Origin of the sequence: Parashewanella tropica, assembly GCF_004358445.1 — a bacterium.
Lineage (GTDB): Bacteria > Pseudomonadota > Gammaproteobacteria > Enterobacterales > Shewanellaceae > Parashewanella > Parashewanella tropica.
On record NZ_CP037951.1, the window covers coordinates 3,522,420 to 3,544,863 of the forward strand.

General features: G+C 40.8%; 18 protein-coding genes. 4 read left to right on the plus strand and 14 right to left on the minus strand.

The window, feature by feature from the left end; all coding sequences use genetic code 11:
- Positions 1 to 6: 6 nt before the first annotated feature.
- Genes E2H97_RS15555 through E2H97_RS15575 form a run of 5 tightly spaced genes read right to left on the minus strand, consistent with a single transcriptional unit; the run spans position 7 to position 3,731 of the window.
- Positions 7 to 411, minus strand: a complete 405-nt coding sequence (locus E2H97_RS15555) for a hypothetical protein (protein ID WP_133407981.1) — start codon at positions 409 to 411, stop codon at positions 7 to 9.
- Positions 412 to 421: 10 nt separating this feature from the next.
- Positions 422 to 637: a hypothetical protein gene (locus E2H97_RS15560; RefSeq protein WP_133407982.1), complete on the minus strand. Its 216-nt coding sequence runs from the start codon at positions 635 to 637 to the stop codon at positions 422 to 424.
- Positions 638 to 647: 10 nt separating this feature from the next.
- Positions 648 to 1,856, minus strand: a complete 1,209-nt coding sequence (gene sctD / locus E2H97_RS15565; protein WP_133407983.1) for a type III secretion system inner membrane ring subunit SctD — start codon at positions 1,854 to 1,856, stop codon at positions 648 to 650.
- A gap of 7 nt (positions 1,857 to 1,863) precedes the next feature.
- The gene (locus tag E2H97_RS15570; protein WP_133407984.1) at positions 1,864 to 3,336 is read right to left on the minus strand and encodes an EscC/YscC/HrcC family type III secretion system outer membrane ring protein; all 1,473 of its coding nucleotides are present in this window, start codon (positions 3,334 to 3,336) and stop codon (positions 1,864 to 1,866) included.
- Positions 3,333 to 3,731 carry a hypothetical protein gene (locus E2H97_RS15575; RefSeq protein WP_133407985.1) on the minus strand — a complete coding sequence of 133 codons (399 nt, stop codon included), beginning with the start codon at positions 3,729 to 3,731 and terminating at the stop codon, positions 3,333 to 3,335. Before E2H97_RS15575 ends, E2H97_RS15570 begins: the two co-directional genes overlap by 4 nt.
- Positions 3,732 to 4,017: 286 nt before the next feature.
- On the opposite strand from E2H97_RS15575, the gene E2H97_RS15580 reads away from it, so the two are divergent.
- Both E2H97_RS15580 and E2H97_RS15585 read left to right on the plus strand, forming a co-directional pair.
- Complete coding sequence (locus E2H97_RS15580) at positions 4,018 to 4,374, plus strand: hypothetical protein (protein ID WP_133407986.1); 357 nt, start codon at positions 4,018 to 4,020, stop codon at positions 4,372 to 4,374.
- Between the two features lie 26 nt (positions 4,375 to 4,400).
- On the plus strand, positions 4,401 to 6,722 hold the full coding sequence (locus E2H97_RS15585) for an ATP-binding protein (RefSeq protein WP_133407987.1): 2,322 nt from the start codon (positions 4,401 to 4,403) through the stop codon (positions 6,720 to 6,722).
- A 5-nt stretch (positions 6,723 to 6,727) separates the two neighbouring features.
- Here the strand turns inward: E2H97_RS15585 and E2H97_RS15590 are convergent, their stop codons facing one another.
- From E2H97_RS15590 to E2H97_RS15605, 4 genes are all read right to left on the minus strand, one after another.
- Complete coding sequence (locus E2H97_RS15590) at positions 6,728 to 7,372, minus strand: two component system response regulator (RefSeq protein WP_133407988.1); 645 nt, start codon at positions 7,370 to 7,372, stop codon at positions 6,728 to 6,730.
- Positions 7,373 to 7,480: 108 nt separating this feature from the next.
- Positions 7,481 to 8,341, minus strand: coding sequence for a MaoC/PaaZ C-terminal domain-containing protein (locus tag E2H97_RS15595; protein WP_133407989.1), 861 nt, complete (start codon positions 8,339 to 8,341; stop codon positions 7,481 to 7,483).
- A gap of 108 nt (positions 8,342 to 8,449) precedes the next feature.
- Positions 8,450 to 10,054, minus strand: coding sequence for a methyl-accepting chemotaxis protein (locus tag E2H97_RS15600; RefSeq protein WP_133407990.1), 1,605 nt, complete (start codon positions 10,052 to 10,054; stop codon positions 8,450 to 8,452).
- 14 nt (positions 10,055 to 10,068) lie between these two features.
- Entirely contained in the window at positions 10,069 to 11,052 is a 984-nt protein-coding gene (locus tag E2H97_RS15605) for a cytochrome-c peroxidase (protein WP_133407991.1), read from the minus strand.
- A 180-nt stretch (positions 11,053 to 11,232) separates the two neighbouring features.
- On the opposite strand from E2H97_RS15605, the gene E2H97_RS15610 reads away from it, so the two are divergent.
- Positions 11,233 to 12,231 (plus strand): NAD(P)H-quinone oxidoreductase, encoded by a 999-nt coding sequence (locus E2H97_RS15610; RefSeq protein WP_133407992.1) that lies wholly within the window; start codon positions 11,233 to 11,235, stop codon positions 12,229 to 12,231.
- A 319-nt stretch (positions 12,232 to 12,550) separates the two neighbouring features.
- Positions 12,551 to 12,961: a hypothetical protein gene (locus tag E2H97_RS15615; RefSeq protein ID WP_133407993.1), complete on the plus strand. Its 411-nt coding sequence runs from the start codon at positions 12,551 to 12,553 to the stop codon at positions 12,959 to 12,961.
- A 4-nt stretch (positions 12,962 to 12,965) separates the two neighbouring features.
- On the opposite strand, the gene E2H97_RS15620 is transcribed toward E2H97_RS15615, so the two are convergent.
- From E2H97_RS15620 to E2H97_RS15640, 5 genes are all read right to left on the minus strand, one after another.
- A complete protein-coding gene (locus E2H97_RS15620) occupies positions 12,966 to 14,006 on the minus strand; it encodes an aldose epimerase family protein (protein ID WP_246029015.1) in 1,041 nt (346 codons plus the stop codon).
- Between the two features lie 50 nt (positions 14,007 to 14,056).
- Positions 14,057 to 15,214: a galactokinase gene (gene galK / locus E2H97_RS15625; RefSeq protein ID WP_133407994.1), complete on the minus strand. Its 1,158-nt coding sequence runs from the start codon at positions 15,212 to 15,214 to the stop codon at positions 14,057 to 14,059.
- Positions 15,215 to 15,348: 134 nt separating this feature from the next.
- Positions 15,349 to 16,818, minus strand: coding sequence for a solute:sodium symporter family transporter (locus E2H97_RS15630; protein ID WP_133407995.1), 1,470 nt, complete (start codon positions 16,816 to 16,818; stop codon positions 15,349 to 15,351).
- Between the two features lie 255 nt (positions 16,819 to 17,073).
- Complete coding sequence (locus E2H97_RS15635) at positions 17,074 to 17,988, minus strand: TolB family protein (RefSeq protein WP_133407996.1); 915 nt, start codon at positions 17,986 to 17,988, stop codon at positions 17,074 to 17,076.
- A 145-nt stretch (positions 17,989 to 18,133) separates the two neighbouring features.
- On the minus strand, positions 18,134 to 21,973 hold the full coding sequence (locus E2H97_RS15640; RefSeq protein WP_170308324.1) for a S8 family serine peptidase: 3,840 nt from the start codon (positions 21,971 to 21,973) through the stop codon (positions 18,134 to 18,136).
- Positions 21,974 to 22,444: the final 471 nt, after the last annotated feature.

Below are 22,444 nucleotides of genomic sequence, written 5' to 3' on the forward strand. Positions count from 1 at the left end.
CTAATATTATAGATAACTTCTGACTTTTTTCTTTTTTGTCTTGGGCTTATCACTCTTTTCATCAACTTCAGATTCTGACGGTTCAGTCGCCTCAGTATTATTGGTAATGATTGGTACAGACGCTTCTTCATCACCAATATCTGTAAATTGTTGCTCGAGCTTTTTAAAGTTTTGCCCCAGCTCATTCACTTTATCCATGACCTTTTGCTGCTGTTGATCAAACCCTTGTGGAAACGCTTTTTGCAAACGGATCAATTTTTCTCTGGCCTCTGGATCCGTTTTTGCCCTTTGCATCAAAGAACGAATCTCAGCCTGAAGTGATTGGAACTCTTGAATTTGATGATTAATGGCTTCTTTTCGATGTTGAATATCATTCATCACCGCTTTTAAATCTTGCAACATATCGTTCATAGGATGCCTCTTAACCTGATTTCTTTTTAGAAACACGCTTTTTAAAGCGTTTATGTAAGACATTTACTACATTTTCTGCTGCATCTACGGCTTCAAGTAGTGCCGCCTTATTTTTCTCTTTAGAATTCAATAAAGCCTGCTTCATATCCTCAAGTTGAGTTTGATAGTGTTCTTTAGGATATTTTCGAGCTCGAATATTATCTTCTAATTTAGTAATTCTCGGCATGTATTCCTCCTTATAGCAGTAGTGGTATGTGAATCACTTGCCCACTCTTACTTAAATCAATTCCGTTAATATCGATAAACTTGATGACATATCCACTGGCGATTTCACTGCCTTGAGATAGCCTGACTCCGTTTTCAAGTTCAATAAAGGGGTCATCCCGACTGCCGCCAAAACTCACAATGGCGGACGTTAAAATTCGATTCACTTCATTGCGAACAGGGATATTTTGAAATACTAATTTTGTGCCGCTTTGTTGGATAGGCTTTAATGAACGAGCCGCTTTCATCACCTGTTCTTCTACTTTACGGTCCACTTCGCCAGTGATTACAATCGCTTCATCCAGTTGAGTTAACATCAAATTAGCCAGCAGATTTTGTTTGCGAAGCTCATCTATTAAGGTTTGCAATTGGACACCAGATTGATTCACTACATGCCAACTCATTAACCCTGAAATGCTCTTAAGCATTTTAACGGCTTTATCCCATTCTTCTCCGGCTTGAATAGCACCGGTTATGGTAACGCTGCCTGGAGTCGGATCTTGTGTCACCGTGACATTTTTGAAGCCACTTTGCCCGAGAACTTGTCTAACATCCGTCACCAGTTGATCAGTACATTCAGCATGTTCCACAAATAAAATGCCATGGTTTTTCACTTCTTCAATAAATTGGGCTAACTTCCTTGAGTCATCACAAAAACCATTGAAGGTAACAACACCATTGTCTGACCAAATAGCTTTGATGCCATCAAGCTCATTTAATGTTAGACGCTGTGAGACCCACTCCTGAGGAGTAACTTCATGCTGAGGTGCTTCAACTGGATCGATTAATAACACCAAAATTAATATCGCCGAAAACGTTGATAACCCTATCAATAATAAATTTGAAGCACGCTTTTTGGTAAGTTTACGTTTAGGAATGTCCTGCTTTTGAATATCTTCAGTACCGAGCCCTAGAATAAAAGCAATGCCTTCAATCTCGATGACTGAGCCTAAAGGGATTTCAGTAATGGCTTCATCTGGCTTTATTCCATCAATCCAAACTGGCGCTTGTGTGATAAGTTCAACCTTTTCCTCACCAACATTAAATTCAATGAGTTTAACTTTATCCAATACCGCCAGCACATCACCGTCTTCCCCAACAGTAAATGTACCTTCAGGAATAACTAGTTGTCGTCCTGAAAGTGGACCGTTTAACCATAATATTTTGAATTTTGACGGCATACTCTACTCATTGAATTACAGGTTCAGCTTTGATCAAAAATAATCGCATAACACTTTGACGTTGATGTCCTGTTGACCGAAACAATCCACCCACAAGTGGTAAGTCACCTAATAAGGGTAGTTTGTTTTTTGTCTCTTCGTCTTTATCTTGAACAAATCCCCCAATCAGTAAGCTTTCTCCTGACTTTAACGTTGCTTGAGTCGAGATTTCAGAGTTTTGCACCTGAGGTAAGCCATCACTACCTGCAACCACAGCACCTTGTTGTCCATCTTGAATATTGAGCACGAGATTTACCGCTTTGTGACCATGATCAATGATCATTCTTGGTGTAACTCTGAGTAATGAACCTGTCGTAACTGACTTTAAATCCGCCACTTTTTCGCCGGATACCTTGGTGTAAAAGGTAACGTTTTTATCTAATACTGCTTGGACATTATTTAAAGTCACAACTGAAGGACGTGATAGCACTTTAGCTTTTGAGTTTCTCTGTAACGCATTTAGCTTTACCATGAAACTCCCAGTATTTCCTATTACTGAAGAAAAGCTACCACCTGCCGAGCCAGCACTACTGGGACCACCATCCGAATTAAAGCTGATACTTCCTCCACCTAATTTTGCAGAAGCTGACCACTCCACTCCTAGTTGATTAAAATTAGAAGCATCAACGTCAAAGATAGATACGGAAATTTCTATCATGATGGGTTTGACATCTAACTGCTTGATGATAGAAGAATAGGTTTTTTGTTCCTGAGTACTGCCTTTAACTATTATTGCATTTTGCCTAGGGTCCGCCGCAAAGGTAGGCCCAGTAGATGTGTTTGCAGAGCCTTTTAAATTCTTACTCATCTCTTGCAGCACTGTAACTAAGCCAGGAACAACGACATCTTGAGTACGATAACTGTATTTGGAATCACTGGCAGAAGCATAGTTGAGTTTATAAACTTTAACTTCTTCATGGTTGACTGCTGCTTGCTGTGCGCTGGCATCAAGTTTTTCAGTAAGTTTGCTGACAGTACTGATGCAAACAGGCACACCGACTAGTTGGACGCTGGCAATATCGGCAGCAGGCCGAATGTTACACGCTTTTTTATCAAGCACACCGGCGTTAGTTAAATATCGAGTCACATCAGCTGTAGAGATATTATTTAAGGGTAACACTTCATTCTCTAATTCACTGGTTTTGTAAACATAGAGAACATCCGTGTTGTAGTACCAGACAAGGCCATATTGTCGACTCAGCTGAGTGATCACTTGCAAAGGAGTCTTATTTTGAATTCGACCATTGAATTGATCGGTTATCTTGGCACTGATCACTACAGGAATACCGTAATTACTACCAAACTCCTGAAGCACTGAGGCTAAAGGTGTACCTCGACTGATCATGACAAATGGATCCCCTTGCCATTGAATATCCTTCAACGGTGCAGCAATCGCTCCTGTCATAAAACATAAGAAAAACAATCCTATCAGTGTTCTCATGTTCGCATTCTCATTTCAAATTTCGGTTTTTTTTCAACTGTTTTTTTAAACCCTTTTTCAAGGTATTGTGCAATTGCAAGCTGCACTGCCACGGCTTTTTTTAACGCTTTGTCATCCAATGACTCATCGTAGTGGCACCAAAGCTTCCACACTTCATTATCTAACTGCAAGCTACTGTCTTGACCACCATCAAAAGCGGCAAGTACTAACGTGGCTTTATGAACCCACAAACTTTCCTCATGAGTTTCATAACTTGGTTTAAGCTCCAGAGCTATCGACAACAAGGATTGATGTTCGAGCACCGTAGCTTTTCGATCGGATAATTGCCATTGATCTGATTTTGGGCTGGGTACTTGAGACTTTAATAACCCCAATTTAATTAACTGCTGTAGCATGTCATCACCACACCCATTACATTATTAAATGTATCGAGAAGCATTTCATTGAACCATCAGGTATTAACCCGACTTTTCTAAATTGAAAATCCCTCAAATAACCAAATACTTTGAGCTAATAACACTCATTAATTCAGCCAGCTTTCATTTAGTATATGTGAAAATTAAAAACTTGAAGGACAATTGCATTATTTGCGCACGGGTTATCCCAGTTTGAAGACATGAGCGACAAATTTGTTCTAAGCTCTAATGGTTATTTTGACACGGCAAATGAATCAAATTATTAATGAAAAAGCTGTCTTTGGTATCAACACTAACAATTAGCACAATTACTTTGTGCTGCTTCTGGTGGTCTTTAGTTGAGTACCAAAATTATCACCAATCGATACAGCAACAGGAAAAAAATACCTTAAAACAACATACACTGATCCAAAAACTCAATACCGAAGTGGTCAATGGATTTTTACAAAGAGTAAAAAGGGATCTTCAAGAATACGCTGATACTATTCCACATATCAGCTATAAAGGAAAAATAACGGCCAATGTGTATCACTACATAATTGGTGCCCCCCCCCTTCTTCCTTTGCGAATCACAAGCGTTTCTTTCAAAAAAACGTCTCGAAGTACTACAACACCTTACTAATCAAAACCCCGAGAACCATTGAGATCTTGAGTCGTATTCCATTATCAGAATTACAGCAACAATCTTTAATAAAGCAGTTTAGGCAAAACTCATCTACACCGAGTAATTCTGTAAAATGGCAAGGTGTTAATAACTCAAAGTCGACTTTGCTTTTGGCTAGTATCTTCAATCCAAAATCAAAATCCACTTACGGAGTAACAGTCGATATCGCTCCTATTATGGCTAAACTGAAGCATCAACTTGAGAGGCAGCATGTTCTTTTATTGTCTCCTAATCAGAAACTTATTCCTTCTGTCCCTACACCTTTAAAACAATGGCTACTCAAACAGCTTCAACTTTCAGAAACTTCAAACCAGATAATAAAAAATCATCGTACAAATACCCTTTATTTAATTTCAAAACTTAACCAAAGTGATTGGGGCCTAATCAGTTATTTTCCTAAACAAGAAGGGAATACAGCAGCAAAAATGTTTTTTTTGAATAAGCTTCCAAAAGCCTTAGGTTTACTTTTCATAATGACCTTGCTTTTAATACTGCTATTTTATGTTCTTCTGAAACGCCCTTTAGCCAGATATGTAGACATTATTCGTGATAGGAAGACCCCTGCTCTAAAGCGACATTTACCCACTCACTATGGTGAAGAGTTTTCAGAAATAGCCGAAGCGTACAATGAGCTTTTAGATAACGTTCAACGCCACCAGCAGGAACTCGAATTTTTGGTAGAGGAACGTACTCATGATTTATTGGCGGCATCGAAAAAAGCTGAGCTTGCCAATCAACGTAAAACGGAACACTTAACCAGTATCAGCCATGAAATCCGCACTCCTCTAAATGGAATTTTAGGTGTGCAAGAACTATTACTCAGCAGTCACACTTCACCTCGACAAACCAAATTAATTCGAACCGCTATTGATTGCGGCTATTCCTTATTGTCCTTAGTCAATAATTTACTCGACTTTTCTCGGATTGAAGCCCAAGAAATTGAGCTTAAACCTTATCGATATTCAACGCTTAAAATCGTTGACGAAGCAATGTCCAGCATTGCTTCACAAGCCCAAAGTAAAGGTATTGTTCTCGTTGTGACGGTAAATAAAACAGTGCCTGAGTTTGCCAAATTCGATCCAGAAAGAGTTCGACAAATCTTAATCAATCTATTAGGTAATGCCATTAAGTTTACCGATAGCGGCTACATTTCCTTAAGCATCACTTATTTCAAACAGCAAATAAAATACCGTGTAAAAGATTCCGGCAATGGTATTAAAGACAGTGAACTCAGCACCATTTTTGAACCTTATGTCCAAGGCCATCACCATAAGATTGGCTCAGGGTTAGGACTACCCATTGCGAGAAAACTGGCTCGATTAATGGGAGGCGATATTATTGCTAAAAGTCGCATTGAGCATGGCGCTTCGTTTTCTCTAAAGATCCCAGTGGAGGCCCCTGAATCGAGTATTCTATTACAAAACAGTTTTATTCCTGCCCCCAATCATTTACATCCTCAACTCAAAGCGTGGGGAGCAAACCCTACACCTCCAGAGGAAAATCAATTATCGGCTCCTGAGCTGCAATATTTACCAGATAAACTCTTACAGTATTGCCGTGAAATTCAGCACGATGTGCCACACTTTGCTCAAAGTACTCTGCCGCCACTATTGCCGTGGAAATTAAAAGTGTTAGTGGTTGACGATGTCGATATTAATCGTGAGATTATGTCTCAAATGCTGCTTGAGCTGGGTCAATCAAGCTATACGGCTTCAGGCGCTAATATGGCTATAGCGATGGGACGTAAGCACATTTTTGATTTAATTTTGATGGACATTCGTATGCCTGATATTGATGGCTATCAAGCGACAGCAATGTGGCGTAGCGATGAACAAATTCTCGATAATGCCTGTCCAATTTTCGCACTGACCGCTAATGCCGAATCCTTTTCTGATGAGCAACTCACTGCCACTGGCATTAATCATTATTTAGTCAAACCCATCTCATTGCGAAGCTTAAATAAAGCACTTGAATTAGCGGCCGAATTTCAGCTCGAAAGAGACGTTCAACCCACGATAAATTCAGAAGCAGACACACCGTTGATTGACGTATTGCAAAGCGATTTAAATCAAAAGCTATACAGTCAGCTTACTGAGATGTTGTTATCACTGAAGACTTCCATTGAAAGTAAAAATTGGCAACTGGTTAGCCATTGGCTTCACACGCTCAAGGGCACTTCTGGATTGGCGGCATTAAAAGAGATTGAACGTGAAGTATCTGAGTTAGAACTCATTCTTGAACAACAAAACAGTTTAAGCCTTCCTCAACTCAAGCAGCTCAATCAACTGATCAAAGCTGTTGAATGAGCAACTTACCTCAAACCTAATCTATCCGCCCATGAGATCAATTCTGCGACATTATGGGCGTTGAGTTTGCGCATTAAATTAGTCCGATGGCTTTCAACTGTTTTCAAGCTGATCACTAGAGCCTCAGCCATATCCCGATTTCTCAAACCTTCGCAAATTAAGCCTAACACCTGTTTTTCTCTATGAGTCAATGTTGGAAGGTCGTGGGTTTCTGTATCAAAGGCATGAATTTGCTGCTCATCTAGGCTGGGATCAATAAAGGTTTTTCCTCTGATCACGGTTTTAATGGCAGCAAATAGTGTGGATTTAGGACTATTTTTTAACAAATATCCGTTGGCCCCAATATCTAATGCTTCTCGTGCTGTTTTTTCTTCAGCAACAGCCGTGAGCATAATAATCAGAATTTCTGGCCAACGGTTTTTGAGCTGTCTGACAACTTCAATGCCATTCATTTTTGGCAATCTGAAATCCATAAAGACAAGATCGGGCTGTAAAGACAGACATTCTTGATATACGGAAAGTCCATCTTCGACAAAGCCAACTAACTGCATATCAGGGTAAGGAGCCAAACAACTACTGAGCCCGTCGTAAATGAGGGAATGATCATCTACGACTAAAATTCTTAAAGGTTTGTTGGACTCAAAAGACATGTTTGCTTCTCCTAGATCCCCGCATAGAGTTCGTTAGACGAAGTGCAGGTCTATAACTAGGGTAGCAAACTCTATCAAACTCAGTGGTTAAACTTTATCCACAAAAAGTTAATTTAAATAGATCAACTCACCTGTAAGATGTGGCCGTTTACCTTTTTTATCTCTCATTTCAAAACTCAAGCCATTTTCTTGGGTTTCATAGTTAAAGGTAATCGTTCCCGGCATAAATACGGGTAATTTAAAAGCAACATCAATACTAAAAGCTGAGCTTTCAAGTTTTGGCATCAATTGAGATAAGCAATAAGCCTTCGACCACATACCATGTACAAGCACTTTATCAAAACCAAAACGTTTCGATAAAAACGGATATAAATGGATCAAGTTATAATCGCCTGATGCTTTTGCATATCGACGTCCAAGATCTTCATCGATTTCAGTAGATATGGCATTTTCCCAAGCAATATTATTGGCTCTTGGAGGACGTGAGCGGCGCTTTTCTTCATTGCGGTATAGGTAAGTTGAGCGAGATTCCCAGACTAATTCACCTGATACAACGGCTTTTGAATAGAAGACAAATTCGATGCCTTTATCCGTAACTTCACTTTCAACGAGCTCGCAGCTACAGTCTATAGACTCATCAATGGTTACATGACGATAGTGGGTGATCTGATTTTGAAGGTGAATCATCCCTAACAAAGGAAACGTGATTGCTTTATGGGTAAACAAGGTTGCATGCAGACGAAACATAACAATATGCAAATATGTTGGCGGTAAAATTCGACCATCAAACTCAAAGCCACAGACTTCAGAGTAGCGTTCTGCACGACGGTGAGAAACTTTAACGTTCTTTTGAGTAACGAGGATTGAAGGTAAAGCTTTACCGTCCCACCCAGGTTTTTTAACGAAAAAGATTTTGCGATATAGAGATAAAAGCGATGGCTTGCCAGTTAACTCAACCTTGTACTGCATTTGAAATTCTTATCCTTTAGTCTGCGAACCAAGCGGCGATTATACCTGTAAATGACATCCATGTGCATAATTCCTATTTTTACACAGGCTTGGTTAAGCAAATATAAGTTAAGAAAGCTTGAACTGCTGAATCGCTCGCTCCACGTCTTTCATGGTTTGCACCGCTTTTTCACCCGATGTTTTAAGTGTTTCACTGCCCTGCGCCGTTTGTTCGGCAATCACAACGATGTTACATAAATTGGTAGAAACACTATCAGACACTTCAATTTGATGTTTACTTTGCTGACAAATGCTGTCACTCGTTTGCTGAATACTTTCAACACTTCCTAATACATCTTGTAGCGAGTGAGACAGCACCTCATTGTTCGTCAAACATTGACGAGTGCCAGCTTGTCCTACTTCCATCATGCTTCTTGCTTGTTCCGCTCGTTGCTGGATTTTTACAATGGTTTGATGAATATCGGTAATCGACTCTTGGGTTTTCATGGCTAAAGAGCGCACTTCATCGGCAACCACAGAAAAACCTCGGCCCGCTTCTCCTGCTCTAGCGGCTTCAATCGCGGCATTTAAGGCCAGTAAGTTAGTTTGCTCAGCAATATTTTCAATCACCTCAAGCACGCTTCCGATGGCTTTGCCTGAGTCACTGAGAGAGTGGATCACTTCTGCGGTTTCATCGACATTTTGGTTTAACTCTTTAAGCGCGGTCGTGGCTTGTTTCAATAGTTCAGTGCTATTTCTGGTACCAGCAAGAATATTTCCAGCCTGATCGGTAGCGACAGACACGTTTTCACCAATGGTGATCATAGAACAAGCAACCGTATCTATCGATTTACTGATCTGATTAATTTCAAGCTTCTGTTTTGACGTTCCTTGTTCAGTTTGCTCACTAATGACTTTAAATTCACAAAGCTGGCGCTCCATTACAGACACTGACTCTGCAATGTTTTTAACCGCATTTTGTATTTTTTCGATAAAACCATTAAATTCAGCCGATAACTGCCCAATTTCGTCTTTTCTTGACGCGTCGAGTCTTCGAGTCAAATCACCATCTCCACGAGTTAACTCCACAACCGCAGAAGATAATGCTCTGATGGGCGTTAAAATATTATGAGTAACCCATAAAGCCCAAGCTATCGCTATCACAGCGATAATAATCATCAGAGTGCTCATTTTTACAAGCTGGAAATCAATACGTTGCTCAACCTCAGCCGCCATCTTTGATGACTCTTTCAACGTATCTTCGATTAAGGTCGTTAACTGATTTTCAACCAGATGCATTTGACGATCTAATACACGAATATCAATCAGTTGTGTTTGATTACTGGCCTGTAAATGCGTTTCCATACCAGTAAACCAAATATCAGCGGATTGTTTTATTGCCTGAGACTGATGATGGATATCAGTCGTTAAGCTGTTGTTCGAAGCTTGAGTCACTTGCTGTTCAAAACGTTGCTTGAGTGATTCAAAGTGCGTTTTCACTTCATGCTCAGCTTTAGGTTGAGTCATGGCTAACACTTGAGCAGCATAAGCTTCCATTTCTAAAAAGGTTTCCCATGCTGCTCGGCTACTATCTACCGCTTTTAACGGCTGATTGAAAGCAAAAACTGTTTGTTGCCCCTGCTCGTTTAATTGCTTGAGCAAAAATAGACTGAGCAAGCTGAATAAGAGTATTAACCCACCAAAACTCAGCAATATTTTTTGTTTAATTTTCATATTCAGTTATCTAATTAATATGGGAGCAACGGCAAAGTAATGACTTTATCTTCACCAGTAAGTGTTTTTAAAAACGCCACTAATTGTTCAATTTCTAAATCTGACAATTCAGCCGATTTCATTAACGGTGACAAGCTAGGACGAGACGGAGTCTTTTTTACGTAATGGCGAATGACCGTATTTAAGTCATTCATTGAACCATCATGCATATATGGCGCACGCTGACTGATGTTTCTCAGGCTTGGTGTTTTAAAGGCATACTTATTCACTGGATTGTTGGTAATAACAAACCGCCCTTCATCGGAAAAACTGGTTCCAATATCGTGAAATTGGTTATCGGTAAAATTCCATCCTGTATGGCAAGAAACACAGCGGGCTTTGCCCGTAAACAATTCAAAACCACGTTTTGCATTTGAGCTAATAGCACTTTCATCTCCCTCGACCCATCGATCGAAAGGAGCCTCCCCCGAAACAATGGTTCGCTCAAAGGTAGCAATGGCTTTTAAAATGTTCTGCTCAGAAATACCGGATTGCCCAAATACTTCACGAAATAATTCTTGGTATCCTTTCACTTTTTTTAGTCTTGCGACCACTTCAGGCAAAGTAATATTCATCTCAACCGCAGCTTCGATGGGGCCTTGAGCTTGAGCTTCTAAATCCTGTGCTCGACCATCCCAAAAAAACGATGCTCCCCAAGCGGCATTAATAATCGTTGGAGAGTGACGGCCAAGTTGAGTATTTTGGCTACCAACGGCTCTAGCGGTTGCATCTTCCCAACCAAAACTTGGGTTATGACAACTTGCGCAAGTTAGGTTTCTATTGCGGCTTAACCTTGGATCAAAAAACAGCATTTTTCCTAATGCTGCTTTAGGTGCACTGTAAGGATTCGATGCAGGAAAAGGGATATGATCTGGTCGTTTAAATGCATCAGTCGGTTGTGCAACCACTTTTACTGAAATCAATAACGCACCCAGTAGAAGGAAAATCTTACTCTTCATATAATGTCTCTCAGTATGAGCTTCTTATTTTGATGGAGGTTTTAGCCCTATCATTTTATCGAAAATATCAATAAAAGCTTTAGGGTTATTTATGACATCCCAGCTAAGCGGTTAAAACCTGAACATCTTTTTAACAAAAATTACATTTTTACTTTGTACCTAAATCGTTATTGGTGACACATGACTTCAATCCCTATTACTTACAAGCATATTGGTGTGACTAATTGTAAAGACACACCTCTATCGCTCACTCAATCCCCGCTACCTCACATAGCACCTAATCAAGTGTTAATCAAAGTTGCAGCCGCGGGCGTTAATGGGCCAGATTTAGCACAAAGACAAGGAATTTATCCGCCACCAGACGATGCATCACCCATCTTAGGATTAGAGGTCGCAGGAAAAATATGCGCCGTTGGCAATGAGGTCACCCAATGGCAAATTGGCGATGAGATATGTGCTTTAGTGGCAGGCGGTGGTTATGCTGAATATGCGATTGCCCATCAAGACCACTGTTTAGCATTACCTAATTCGATATCTATGATCCAAGGTGCCGCTTTGCCTGAAACCCTATTTACCGTGTGGGGTAACCTGTTTCAACGGGCTAAGCTTAAGCCGTCAGATACTGTACTCATCCACGGTGCTTCAGGCGGTTTGGGGAATTGTGCAATCCAGTTAGCTAAAGCTTTTGGGGCAAAGGTTATTGCAACGGCAGGTAGCCAAGACAAATGCACGCATTGTTTAGCATTAGGGGCTGATCATGCATTTGAATATTCATCACCGTCCCTTCATCAAGCCATTATGGAAGCCACAAATCATCAAGGTGTATCAGTCGTATTTGATATGGCAGCCGGAGACTTTGTTAATTTAAACCTCAAACTGCTTCAACATGATGGTCGAATGGTTACTGTAGCCCTGCAACGCGGCATTAAGGCTCAAGTTGATGTCTTTCGTTTAATGAGCAAACGTATCATTTGGACGGGTTCAACTCTACGGCCTCAATCCGATGAAACAAAAGCCAATATTGCAACAGAGTTAAAACAACATGTGCTTCCTCTTTTAAAGCAAGGGCTCTGTCATCCTCATATTTATCAAACATTTGAACTGTCAGAAGCAGAGCAAGCCCACCAACTTATGGCTTCTAAAACACACTCGGGGAAAATTGTTCTCACCGTCAATTAGCCTGTAAGACGGTTGTAATAATCTCGCCTAATAATGAGTTCGTATTTTCAAAAATTGCGCACTGGTGCAAAAATTAACATTAAACTGTGACAAAAAACTTGAACCCTAACATTTTTTGACTAAATTCGTATAAAGCCGATGGCATGGGGTTTTCCATGATATTGGTTCTTTGTTGCAAGTGTGATTAGGGCTTGCCCTAATTTAGCGTTTTGCATTCGTTACTTCATTCTTCGAATGCAAAACATTGTCGTCGGGTGGGTTGAACCTAACTTTATCGCCCCCCCTGAGTGTATGTGTTGAATGAAGGGTATTAGCATATATGAACAGCATGGACAAAAAGCAGCTTTGGTATGGCGAGCTAAGAACAGCCCGTGGAAATACGATTGTCATCCATGATCAGGCATTACCAGAGGCCAGTCCTGGCCGTATCTATTTGTATAACTCAACCCGTGAATCCATTATCGAGTATGTTAAAGATATTGTTGAGCATAACTTGCATGATTTGGATAAGGATAGCCTTGCGAAAGCACAAGCGAACTACGCTGAAGCATGGAAACAAGCCAAAACGGAATTCATGAGTAAGCAAAAGGGTAATCTTGATCTAAACCCTGAAGCCACATCCACTTCAGCTAAATCGGATGAATCTATCGACTTAGACGAAGAACCAGAGATCACCGCTGACGTCGATGATCTTCAAAATGAATGGACAGATGAAGAGTACGAGGAATAGCCCTCTACTCTTCAATAGTTTCAAACTGATATCGGCTAAGGTGATGGTATTGCTCCCCCACCTCTAGCCATGATTTACCAAGTAAATCAGGTTGATTAGGCGCATCTGGGCATAACTGGGGTTCTAGGCAAATTCCGTGATACTGGTTAAATACTTGTCCATTCTCTCCCTTGGTACCAGCTAGAAAATTAGCCGTATAAACTTGAACACCAGGTTGATTAGTAAATAAGGTCATCATCACCCCACTTTTAGGGCTAGCTATCCGCCCAAATCGAACCAAATTATCAGATTCATTTTCCATTAAGTAACAATGATCTAAACCACGTGTCGCTTCGACACTTTTATCAATTAAGCGTTCAGCTAGCTCACTCTTCTGATTGAAGTTTAACGTAGCCGTTACAGGCTCAATAGCAACAGGAATACCTTGTTCATCAGTACGCAAATACTGAGTACAATCCGTCTGTAATAAATGCTGAGTAATGGTTTCTGAGCCATCAAGGTTGAAATAACTGTGTTGAGTTAAATTCACTGGGCAAGGTTTATCGGTAGATGCTGTAATTTCAACGAGTAAGCTATTGCCATCAAGACGATAATCAAGTTGTACTTCACAGTTACCCGGAAACCCCATATCGCCATCAGGACTCGTTAACGTCAATCTCACTCCATCTTCCAATTCAGCCAACTCAGCCAACTGCCACTGCTTTTGATTGAATCCTTTGCTCCCGCCATGCAAGCAATTGTCTTGATTATTGACGTCCAGCTGAAACTCTTGGCCTTGATAGCTTAACTCTCCTCCTTTGATTCGGTTTGCAAATCGACCAGCTACCGCTCCCAAGTGAGCGTCTTGATCTAAATAAGCTTGAGCACTATCACAACCTAATACAATATTTTGTCGTTCACCGTTACGATCTGGTACCCATAAATGACGAATGATGCCGCCTAGAGAAAGCACTTCCATAGCGATAATTCCATTATCAACAATGACTCTCTCTATCTCTCCTCCACGAGGATCTTTCCATGGCGTTTGTTTTATTATTTTTATCACTTAAATTTCCTTAAATAACCACTCTGCCTTGATACGCTTTGAACCTTGAGTTACTCATCAACTCTTGCAGCAGCAGCGGCGGCACTGCATAAATACACCTGTGCTTCGATTCCCGTATGTGCAAGGTATTGTGTCTCAACAGCAGTCACAACATCGTCGGTTAACTCATGCTCGACAAGGGCAATGACACTGCCTCCAAAACCACTTCCGGTTAATCGAACACCACCTCGATCACCCACTTGTTGCTTGATGATATCCACCAACAAGTCAATTTCAGGAATACTCATTTCAAAGTCATCACGCATAGATTGGTGAGATTGTTCCATCAATTTACTGATTTTTTTGATATTACCTTGTTCTAATGCTCTTGCAGCACTTTGAGTACGAGCATTTTCGGTGATCACATGGCGCGCTCTTTGGTATAAATGTTCATCGAGTTGGCTTCTATGCTGTTTTAATTGCGATTCAGAAACGTGACGTAAACTTTCTAAGCCAAAATATTCAGCCACTTGCTGACATTCGTCTTTTCGAAGTTGATACTTTGTCTGAATGTCTTTAGCGTATTTGCCTGAATGAACAATGATAATACTTAAATTGTCTGGAATGGTGACAGATTCGTAATCCAAGTCTAGGCAATCAATCAACAAGGCTTGATCCGCTTCAGCCAGAGCACTGATCATCTGATCTTTCATGCCACAGGTACGAGCCATAAAATGGTGCTCACCTCGCTGAGCAAGTTGAGCAATCGCTAATGGTGATAAGAATAACTGACTACTATTATTCACCGCAGTGCCAAAAGCAATTTGCAACGCTGCGGACGATGAAAACCCACTTTCCATCGGTATATCGCTAATGATAGCCACATCAACACCACAGGATTTCAACCCAGACATGGCCAAGGCAGCGGTAAAACTTTTTAAATAATGACTCCAATGGAAATCAGTATCTTCTAATGCTTCTTTACCGAAAGTCCACTCTACAAAGTTATCAGCATCAATATCCGTGACCACGCGAAACAAATCATCTTCACGACGTTTTACCGCTGCCAATACTCTAAAATTCACCGCAGCTGGTAGAACAAAACCTTCATTATAATCTGTGTGCTCACCCATTAAATTAATACGCCCTGGTGCTTGAAAGCATGCATCAGGGCTGGTTCCAAATGTTCTTACAAATAATTTAGTTGCACGTTGCACAGGCGAGGGCATAAAACTACAGGTTTCCCAAAATATAACTAAACAAAGCTGAGCTTGAGCTAAATGAATTTAAATTCAGTGCTAAGTTCTCAACAAAAATACTGAGCTGAGTTATATCATGCTTCAAAGGATACTGTCACTAGCCATTATTCGCTGAGTACAACCTGTTTTGGAACGCCAGTTAAAGGTTCAGGGCTATCGCCGTCTAATTCACGATTTTGATTTTCTAACCAAAAACGACTCAAGAACAAAGTAAAGATCACTGTCACCGCTAAAGTAATGGCCATTAAGTGAATATAATGCAGCCCCCAAGGTTGCCATACAAAGGTAAAGATAGAATATAAAGCAACCCCAAAAATCAAGCCGATTTTTATGGCGGTAGCATGCACATTTTTAAACAATAAGGCGCAAATAAAGGCCGCTAAAACAGGCATCGAATAGAGCCCATTCAATTGTTGTAAAAATGCAACAATACTGGCCGCTTTTGCAAAAATAGGAACAAGACATAAAGATAAAATAGTAAAGAGTAACGCTACGCGAGTCCCAATTTTTCTTGGATCAGCATCGGCATTAAAATAATTTTGGTGAATGTCGCAGGTATACAATGCCGCAGCTGAGTTCAAGCAGGAGTTAAACGAGCTTAACACAGCCCCAGCAATCACGGCTGCAAATGCACCCGAAAGCCAATGAGGCAGAATGTCGCCGACTAACTTACCGTAAGCGACATCGCCAATATCACCATAAAGTTTTAATGCAACAATGCCGGGTAACACGACGACAAGAGGAGTTAGAAACTTGGTAAACACTGCACCATAAAGCCCTTTTTTTGCCTCTCTCACCGACTTGGCCGCTAACGCTCTTTGGGTGATCACCATATTAGTGCCCCAGTAGAAAATCTGAATAAAAATCATCCCAGTAAATAAGGTTGGCCATGGGATATCTGATGTATTGTCGCCAATTAACGTCAAACTGCTTTCAGGAATGCCTGAAAAGTTCCAATGAATGGCATTCATGGCAAGAAATGAAACAATCAAACTCATGACGATTAAACCAACACCATTAAGCGTATCGGAAATCGCAATCGCGCGAAGACCACCAAAAATGGCGTATATTGCTCCTGCAGCTGCAAACAAAATCGCAATCACCATAATCGGTATGTGAAGCCCAAACATGGACTTCATAAATAACGATCCGGTATAGAGAACGACAGGAAGCAGAATAAAAGCATACCCAAGCATAAACAGCACAGAGACCATAGCGCGAATGCCTTTATCATTATATTTACGCTCAAGTAACTCCGTGGTTGTGGTGCAATTGTATTTGTAATAAATCGGGATCAACCATTTGGCTAAAATCATTAGTCCTATGGCTGCAGCAATTTCCCACCACGCAACCAATAAAGTCTGCGCTCCATTCATACCAACGATTTGCTCAGCACTGATGTTCGTCATCATCAATGAACCAGCCACAACAACCCAATTCAACCCACCGCCAGCGAGAAAATAATCTTTAGTATCATTGGGATCACGCTTTACTTTTTTGCAACGAATATAAGTTATGAGTGCGACTAACAAAGTTAAACCTAAAAATACGCTTACTTGGATGAATGCATCCATCGTTAACTCCTACTGTTAGAGTTTTAGGCCGTTTTATCCAGTGAGTGAAATAACCTTAAATCAGGCTATAAACATCAAAACGGCAAACTAAAACGAAATATCAGTGTGTTTACGAGGATATGATAGGTATTATCAGGGTACGCCCCATGATGACAGATGACAGCTACTCATATATTGTCTGTAACCCGCCTTGCTTCCCCACGTTTTCCTCTTTTTTCGCGCAAAAATCTTCAGGAAACAGCGCACGGTTGCACGCTATTTTCGACTCCAAACAATGGTGATGTACCGATTATTGGGACTCACTGCAATGCGATACGGACTGTGATGCCTTGGTGATGGTGGCGTAATATTCTTGATAGACTGCCAGCTCATCGATACCGTCGAAGAAGGCTTTTGCTCTAGGTGCCAAGCTCTTAACTCATTCCCATCCAAATTAAATAACCAAGTGGATTGAGTTAGCGCATGACCGCTCCAAGCATAGTCTTCATTTCCTGAACCTAAACTGACTACCTCTTGATGACTTCGAAGCTTAGGATCAAATATTGTAACGACTTGATCACCGTTCATTTTCTTTTTTACATAGCTAAAACGAGTTTGATTAGGTACTAGATGGATACTGCGTCCCACATGATCAGTGACAAAATGTCGCTCATCAGCTTGCTCCCCCTTTGGCTCAAAATACAGTGCATGAGCGTAACGAGCCCAAAGCAGTGTCCCAAGTTCTGAATGAGCAGCGTAATACCCCGAGGGGATCAAACTATTAATCGCTCGAACTCTTGGTTTCCCCTCTTTTTGAAGCCATACACTTTGATGTGGTACGCCTTGCTCTACGACATACTTCAAGCCTTCTGGTGTCTCATTCGGGGAAAATTCGCTTTCATCAGGTGTATTTGTAACTTGGTAAATGTCACCATTAAAGAATTGATATTGATAAATATCAGTATGGGCACCACTCCGATTGGAAGAAAAGAAAATGGATTGGCCGTCTAGCGCAAAACTCGCTTGATTGTCATAACCATCTCGATCTGTGATGACTTTGCCTTTACCAATCGACCATTGCTGGGTCTTGTTATCAAAGCTTAATGGATAAATTGAAATATCGGTGCCAGCAGCTAACGTACTTTGCGTAACCATCAAACTGGCTAGGACGAAACTCGGTTTTATTTTCATATTGTTGCTCTTTATATAAACAAATCAGCAACACAATAACTAAGTTCTCACAAGCTGTATACAACATCGAAAAGTGCACAAAGCTATAAAATTCTAAAAAAAGCGCCAACTCTTTTGAGGTGGCGCCTTCAACTGTTTGATAAGATTATTTGATGATTCTTCTTCTCATGGCCAACAAACCTAACATCAGGGTTAATAAGTCCATTGAACCACCTGAACTTTTATTATCAGGCTTAGGCGCTGGTGCTTTTTCTGCTTTGACATTAATGGTCGCTGTAGCCGTATCCATTAATGTTCCATTCGACACCGTTAACTCTAAAACGACTTGAGCATCAGAAGCTACATCAGGCAAGGAAACTGTAATTTCTTTAGTAGAGCTATCTGAAATCTTAACATCAGGCCCAGAACTTTGTTTCCATTCATACGATATGGTGTCATCGGCCTCTGGCACTGAGCTACCTGTTGCCGCCAATGTGATATTTGTCTTTTCATTAGCGTTAACTGTAACCGCGTCCTCACCATTGATTTTGGCGAGCGTAACTCCTGATAAATCAACCTTTCCAATCATTTCGGAGATAGTTTCTTCAGCAAGAGTATGACTTAGCTCAAACGAGAGCTTTTTTGACTTAACCAGTGCAGCAGTACCTAACTCCACGGTAATGGTTTCATCAGTACTATTTGCCGCTTGGGTGAGTTCCCAAATCAGCTGTTGTGACTCAAATTGGCCATTGTGACTGTCAGAGCTGACGGTGATACCTTGTGGTAGGGCTAACTTAATGTTCAGCGTTCTTTCTTTATCGGTATTATTTCCAGCAACATCAATAGTTGCTGTTAAAGTATCCCCTGTTTTAGCCACATTAGTATTTAACGAGCCACCAACTAAGTTAGCATTACGGTAAATTTCAATCGGCATGATCCCAATATTAGTTGGCGTATTAATACCACTGCCCATCTCCAATGCCGTCATATAAAGCGTGTCACGTTTTAGAGGCTTATCCCATGCAACATTTATTGCAAATGGATCTTCACTCTTAATCGCATCAGGCGCTGTAACTTTAATACTATTGTCATCAGCCCCAATTAACACCACTTCAATTACCACCTCATCAGATTTATCAGATGGCGCGTCTGGATCACCAAAGTTATGAACCGCAAAGAAATATGAACCGGGTTTAGGGTTATTGATCACGCAGCTTTCAAATTGCGTTTCCGTTGCACTCATGCACAAACGATTGTTCGCATGAAGTTCATTGGCGTTATCGGGCTTACCATTCAAGTTACTGTCTTTGCCGATATACATATCAAGATCAGGCGATGTCGTTGACTTAATGCGTGCAACTAAGTGCTTAACCTTGTTATGGATATCGATTCGTTTTGAATAATAGAACTTAGGATCGTTATAAACATTGATTGGCCATTTACTCTTATCGCTATCATCACGAGGAAGTTCGACAGCAATATTTTCAACTTCAGCCAATTCAAAAGTTGCAATTTGTAGATCTTGAGTTGGGATGGTTTTAATACCATCAATTGTTCCACTTCCTTTAGTCGACGACGTCTCAAGTCTTGGTTTTTCAGGGAAAGAGCCTGCTACAAATGTACCAATAACAGGTAATGCTGCAGTGGAGAGCTCAATATTATCAGGTGTAAGAACAAGTCGCCCAAATCCATAATCAGAATCAAAACCCTCACCAATTTCAGCAGTAATCGTCAGCTCAATGGTTTCGCCTTTGGCTAATGAAAAGCTCGCAGGAGAAGCCGAAACAGAGACACCATCAGTAATTTTGTGATGACTTGTTGTCCATGATGCCGTTTCAGTGGCTTTGAAGGTTCTGGTCCACGTACAACGAATCAAACATCCGGTTTCCAACATTGCCGGCATATTTAAGGTTTCTGGTTTACCGTCTTTATCTGGATTTGCAGCAACATATTCATCATGCGTAACATCCATGACTAAACCGGACTTTAAGGCTTTATCGATTCTAATACTGCCTGAACCACCATCAAAGAAACCTGATGGTGTCACGCCATCTTCTTTTTTGGTATCAAATACAGCAGTAAGCATGAGTGCCGATTGTGCTTCCGCTGGCGTCCAACCAGGTTTCATTGAATGAATTAACGTCAATGCCCCTGCCACATGTGGACTCGACATTGAAGTCCCACTCAAAAAAATGTACGGCGACTCTCTACGATCCTTAGGCGCTTTGTGAGGCTGATTCTCGGAGTTTGCAGCATAAATATCCACACCTGGAGCGGCAACGTGAGGGGTCATCCAGCGGTTAAATACAGAATCAGGACCACGTGAAGTAAATGGTGCAGCCTTATCAGCCAACTTAGGATCTTTAATTAGATCTGAACTACCAATCGTCGCTTGGTGATCAGCGCCTGTAGCCAACCAATCTTTGATTTTTTTACCATCTTCAGCGGTTACATGAATAGCTGGTAATACATGGAGGTCGGCATCTACAGTATCAGAGCCTCCAGCGGCGTTCATGAATATCATGCCACCAGCACCACCAGCCAAGACATTCTTACCTTTAGCAACACGAGCGATTTCACCACGCTCACAAATCACAATCTGACCATCAAAGGTATTCTCAGCAAAAGGGTTGAGACATTGACCATCACCGAAATTCTTCGCATCAACGACTTTTCCAGTGTAAGCCTTGGTCGCACCTTTACCATTGATATCAGCCAAATTGGTATCGCCACCAGAAAAACTCACTTTCTTATCGGTAAAGCTACGATCATGAGTATATGCTGCTACTGTCGTCACCCAAGGCGCATTACCGGGACTTCCCACAGTTTCTGGTCCAGGTCCACTGTTACCCGCAGAAGTGGCAACATGGATCCCCGCTTCACGTGCTGATAAGAAAGCTTTTGCATCTATGCTTTCCCACGGGTTTCGTGCTGTACCACCAACGGAATAGTTAATAACTTTAATGCCATTGGCAATCGCGTGCTCTACCGCCTTAGCGGTGATATCAGGCCAACAAGAACCAGAGGCCTCACACACTTGATATGACACAATGTTAGCTCTGGGCGCAACACCACTGATCTGCTCAAATTGATAATCGGCTTTATCGCCCACAACATTATAAACAGGTACATTTTTGACAACATTACCCGCTGTGGTTGATGCAGTATGAGAACCATGACCATCATAGTCAACGGCTATTTTATCTTGGCCCGCTGGCGTATCTTTATTGATAATGCCTTCATCGCCCCAAATCCCGATGAGTTTGTCATTACAGTATTTAGCTAAATCGGATTTACGGCAGTCACCTAAATAATTTCCTTCACCTCTAGGGTTAGTATGATCATAACCATCTCCAGAAATGTCGGCAAAAGAAGGGTGAGAGGGGTTGATCCCTGTATCCATGATACCAACAATCACACCTTCGCCTTGACTTTTAGTACCAATGGCACTGCCATTCCAAGCAGAAGGCGCTTTAATGTAACTTGGGCCTGAATCCGTGGTCAAATAGCTTGGCGTTACCTTGATAACAGCACTGACTTGATCATGCTGTTGTAGTTTGGTGACTTCTTTCTTATTGTTAAGTCTTGTCGTAAAACCATTCAACACAACTTGGTAACTGGTCTCTGCTTTTACTTCGCGATTGAGCATTACATTTGCATTGCTTAAAACTTGCTGCTGTGTTGATTGCAAATGAGAGATATAGGCTCTACTCGCCGAGCTATTCATATCAAGTAATCCAGTTTCATCATTTCTATTTGCTGGATTCATTTTGAGGCTAGTTGCGGCAAACTTACGGTTATCCCCGCGATAACTAGATAGTGGGGCTTCTTTTAATAAAACAACATATAAGTCTTCTACATCACGTTTAGATTGTTTGACAACGGTTACTCTTTGACCACCATCAACATCATGCCCTCTAGAATCGAGTTGACTTGCATGGATATTCGGCACTAATACGGATGAAATGGCTAGTGTTAATACACTTTTATTAGGGAATAGTTTCACTCTGTATTCCTTCTTATGTTTCTTGTTATTGTACATTTTCCTTACCTAATTAACCTTTCAGTAATAATCACGCAAATCAAATAGCATCATTTTTTTTTCTATTTTCTTTCACTGCCATATAAATCATGTACTTACACACATATATTTTTTTGTTCTAAATGGTTAACCAGAAAGCAGAATTTAACTTGGTAGCAACATGATAATTAATGGCTTTCGTCATGCAAAACAAACCGAAACACAAAAATAACCAATTGAAATTAAAGGAAATGAAAAATAAATGAAATAAATTTGAAACAAAACAGAGGAACCTAAGCTTGCTTGAATTTATCTTTTATTTAACAAATAGACTAGAGGCAACAAATATATGTTTCTCATTTCTCCATTTGTTATTGGCAGTGATTGAGTTACCAAAAACGTTTGCCATCAATAAACAGTCGACAAATCAATTCTAATAAAGCAAGCGAAGGGAAT

Coding starts and splice junctions, on each gene's coding strand:
- E2H97_RS15605 (WP_133407991.1), bottom strand. CDS start 11,052: ATGAAGAGTAAGATTTTCCTTCTACTGGGTGCGTTATTGATTTCAGTA.
- sctD (WP_133407983.1), bottom strand. CDS start 1,856: ATGCCGTCAAAATTCAAAATATTATGGTTAAACGGTCCACTTTCAGGA.
- E2H97_RS15580 (WP_133407986.1), top strand. CDS start 4,018: ATGAAAAAGCTGTCTTTGGTATCAACACTAACAATTAGCACAATTACT.
- E2H97_RS15595 (WP_133407989.1), bottom strand. CDS start 8,341: ATGCAGTACAAGGTTGAGTTAACTGGCAAGCCATCGCTTTTATCTCTA.
- E2H97_RS15570 (WP_133407984.1), bottom strand. CDS start 3,336: ATGAGAACACTGATAGGATTGTTTTTCTTATGTTTTATGACAGGAGCG.
- E2H97_RS15635 (WP_133407996.1), bottom strand. CDS start 17,988: ATGAAAATAAAACCGAGTTTCGTCCTAGCCAGTTTGATGGTTACGCAA.
- E2H97_RS15560 (WP_133407982.1), bottom strand. CDS start 637: ATGCCGAGAATTACTAAATTAGAAGATAATATTCGAGCTCGAAAATAT.
- E2H97_RS15575 (WP_133407985.1), bottom strand. CDS start 3,731: ATGCTACAGCAGTTAATTAAATTGGGGTTATTAAAGTCTCAAGTACCC.
- E2H97_RS15600 (WP_133407990.1), bottom strand. CDS start 10,054: ATGAAAATTAAACAAAAAATATTGCTGAGTTTTGGTGGGTTAATACTC.
- E2H97_RS15615 (WP_133407993.1), top strand. CDS start 12,551: ATGAACAGCATGGACAAAAAGCAGCTTTGGTATGGCGAGCTAAGAACA.
- galK (WP_133407994.1), bottom strand. CDS start 15,214: ATGCCCTCGCCTGTGCAACGTGCAACTAAATTATTTGTAAGAACATTT.
- E2H97_RS15555 (WP_133407981.1), bottom strand. CDS start 411: ATGAACGATATGTTGCAAGATTTAAAAGCGGTGATGAATGATATTCAA.
- E2H97_RS15590 (WP_133407988.1), bottom strand. CDS start 7,372: ATGTCTTTTGAGTCCAACAAACCTTTAAGAATTTTAGTCGTAGATGAT.
- E2H97_RS15630 (WP_133407995.1), bottom strand. CDS start 16,818: ATGGATGCATTCATCCAAGTAAGCGTATTTTTAGGTTTAACTTTGTTA.
- E2H97_RS15610 (WP_133407992.1), top strand. CDS start 11,233: ATGACTTCAATCCCTATTACTTACAAGCATATTGGTGTGACTAATTGT.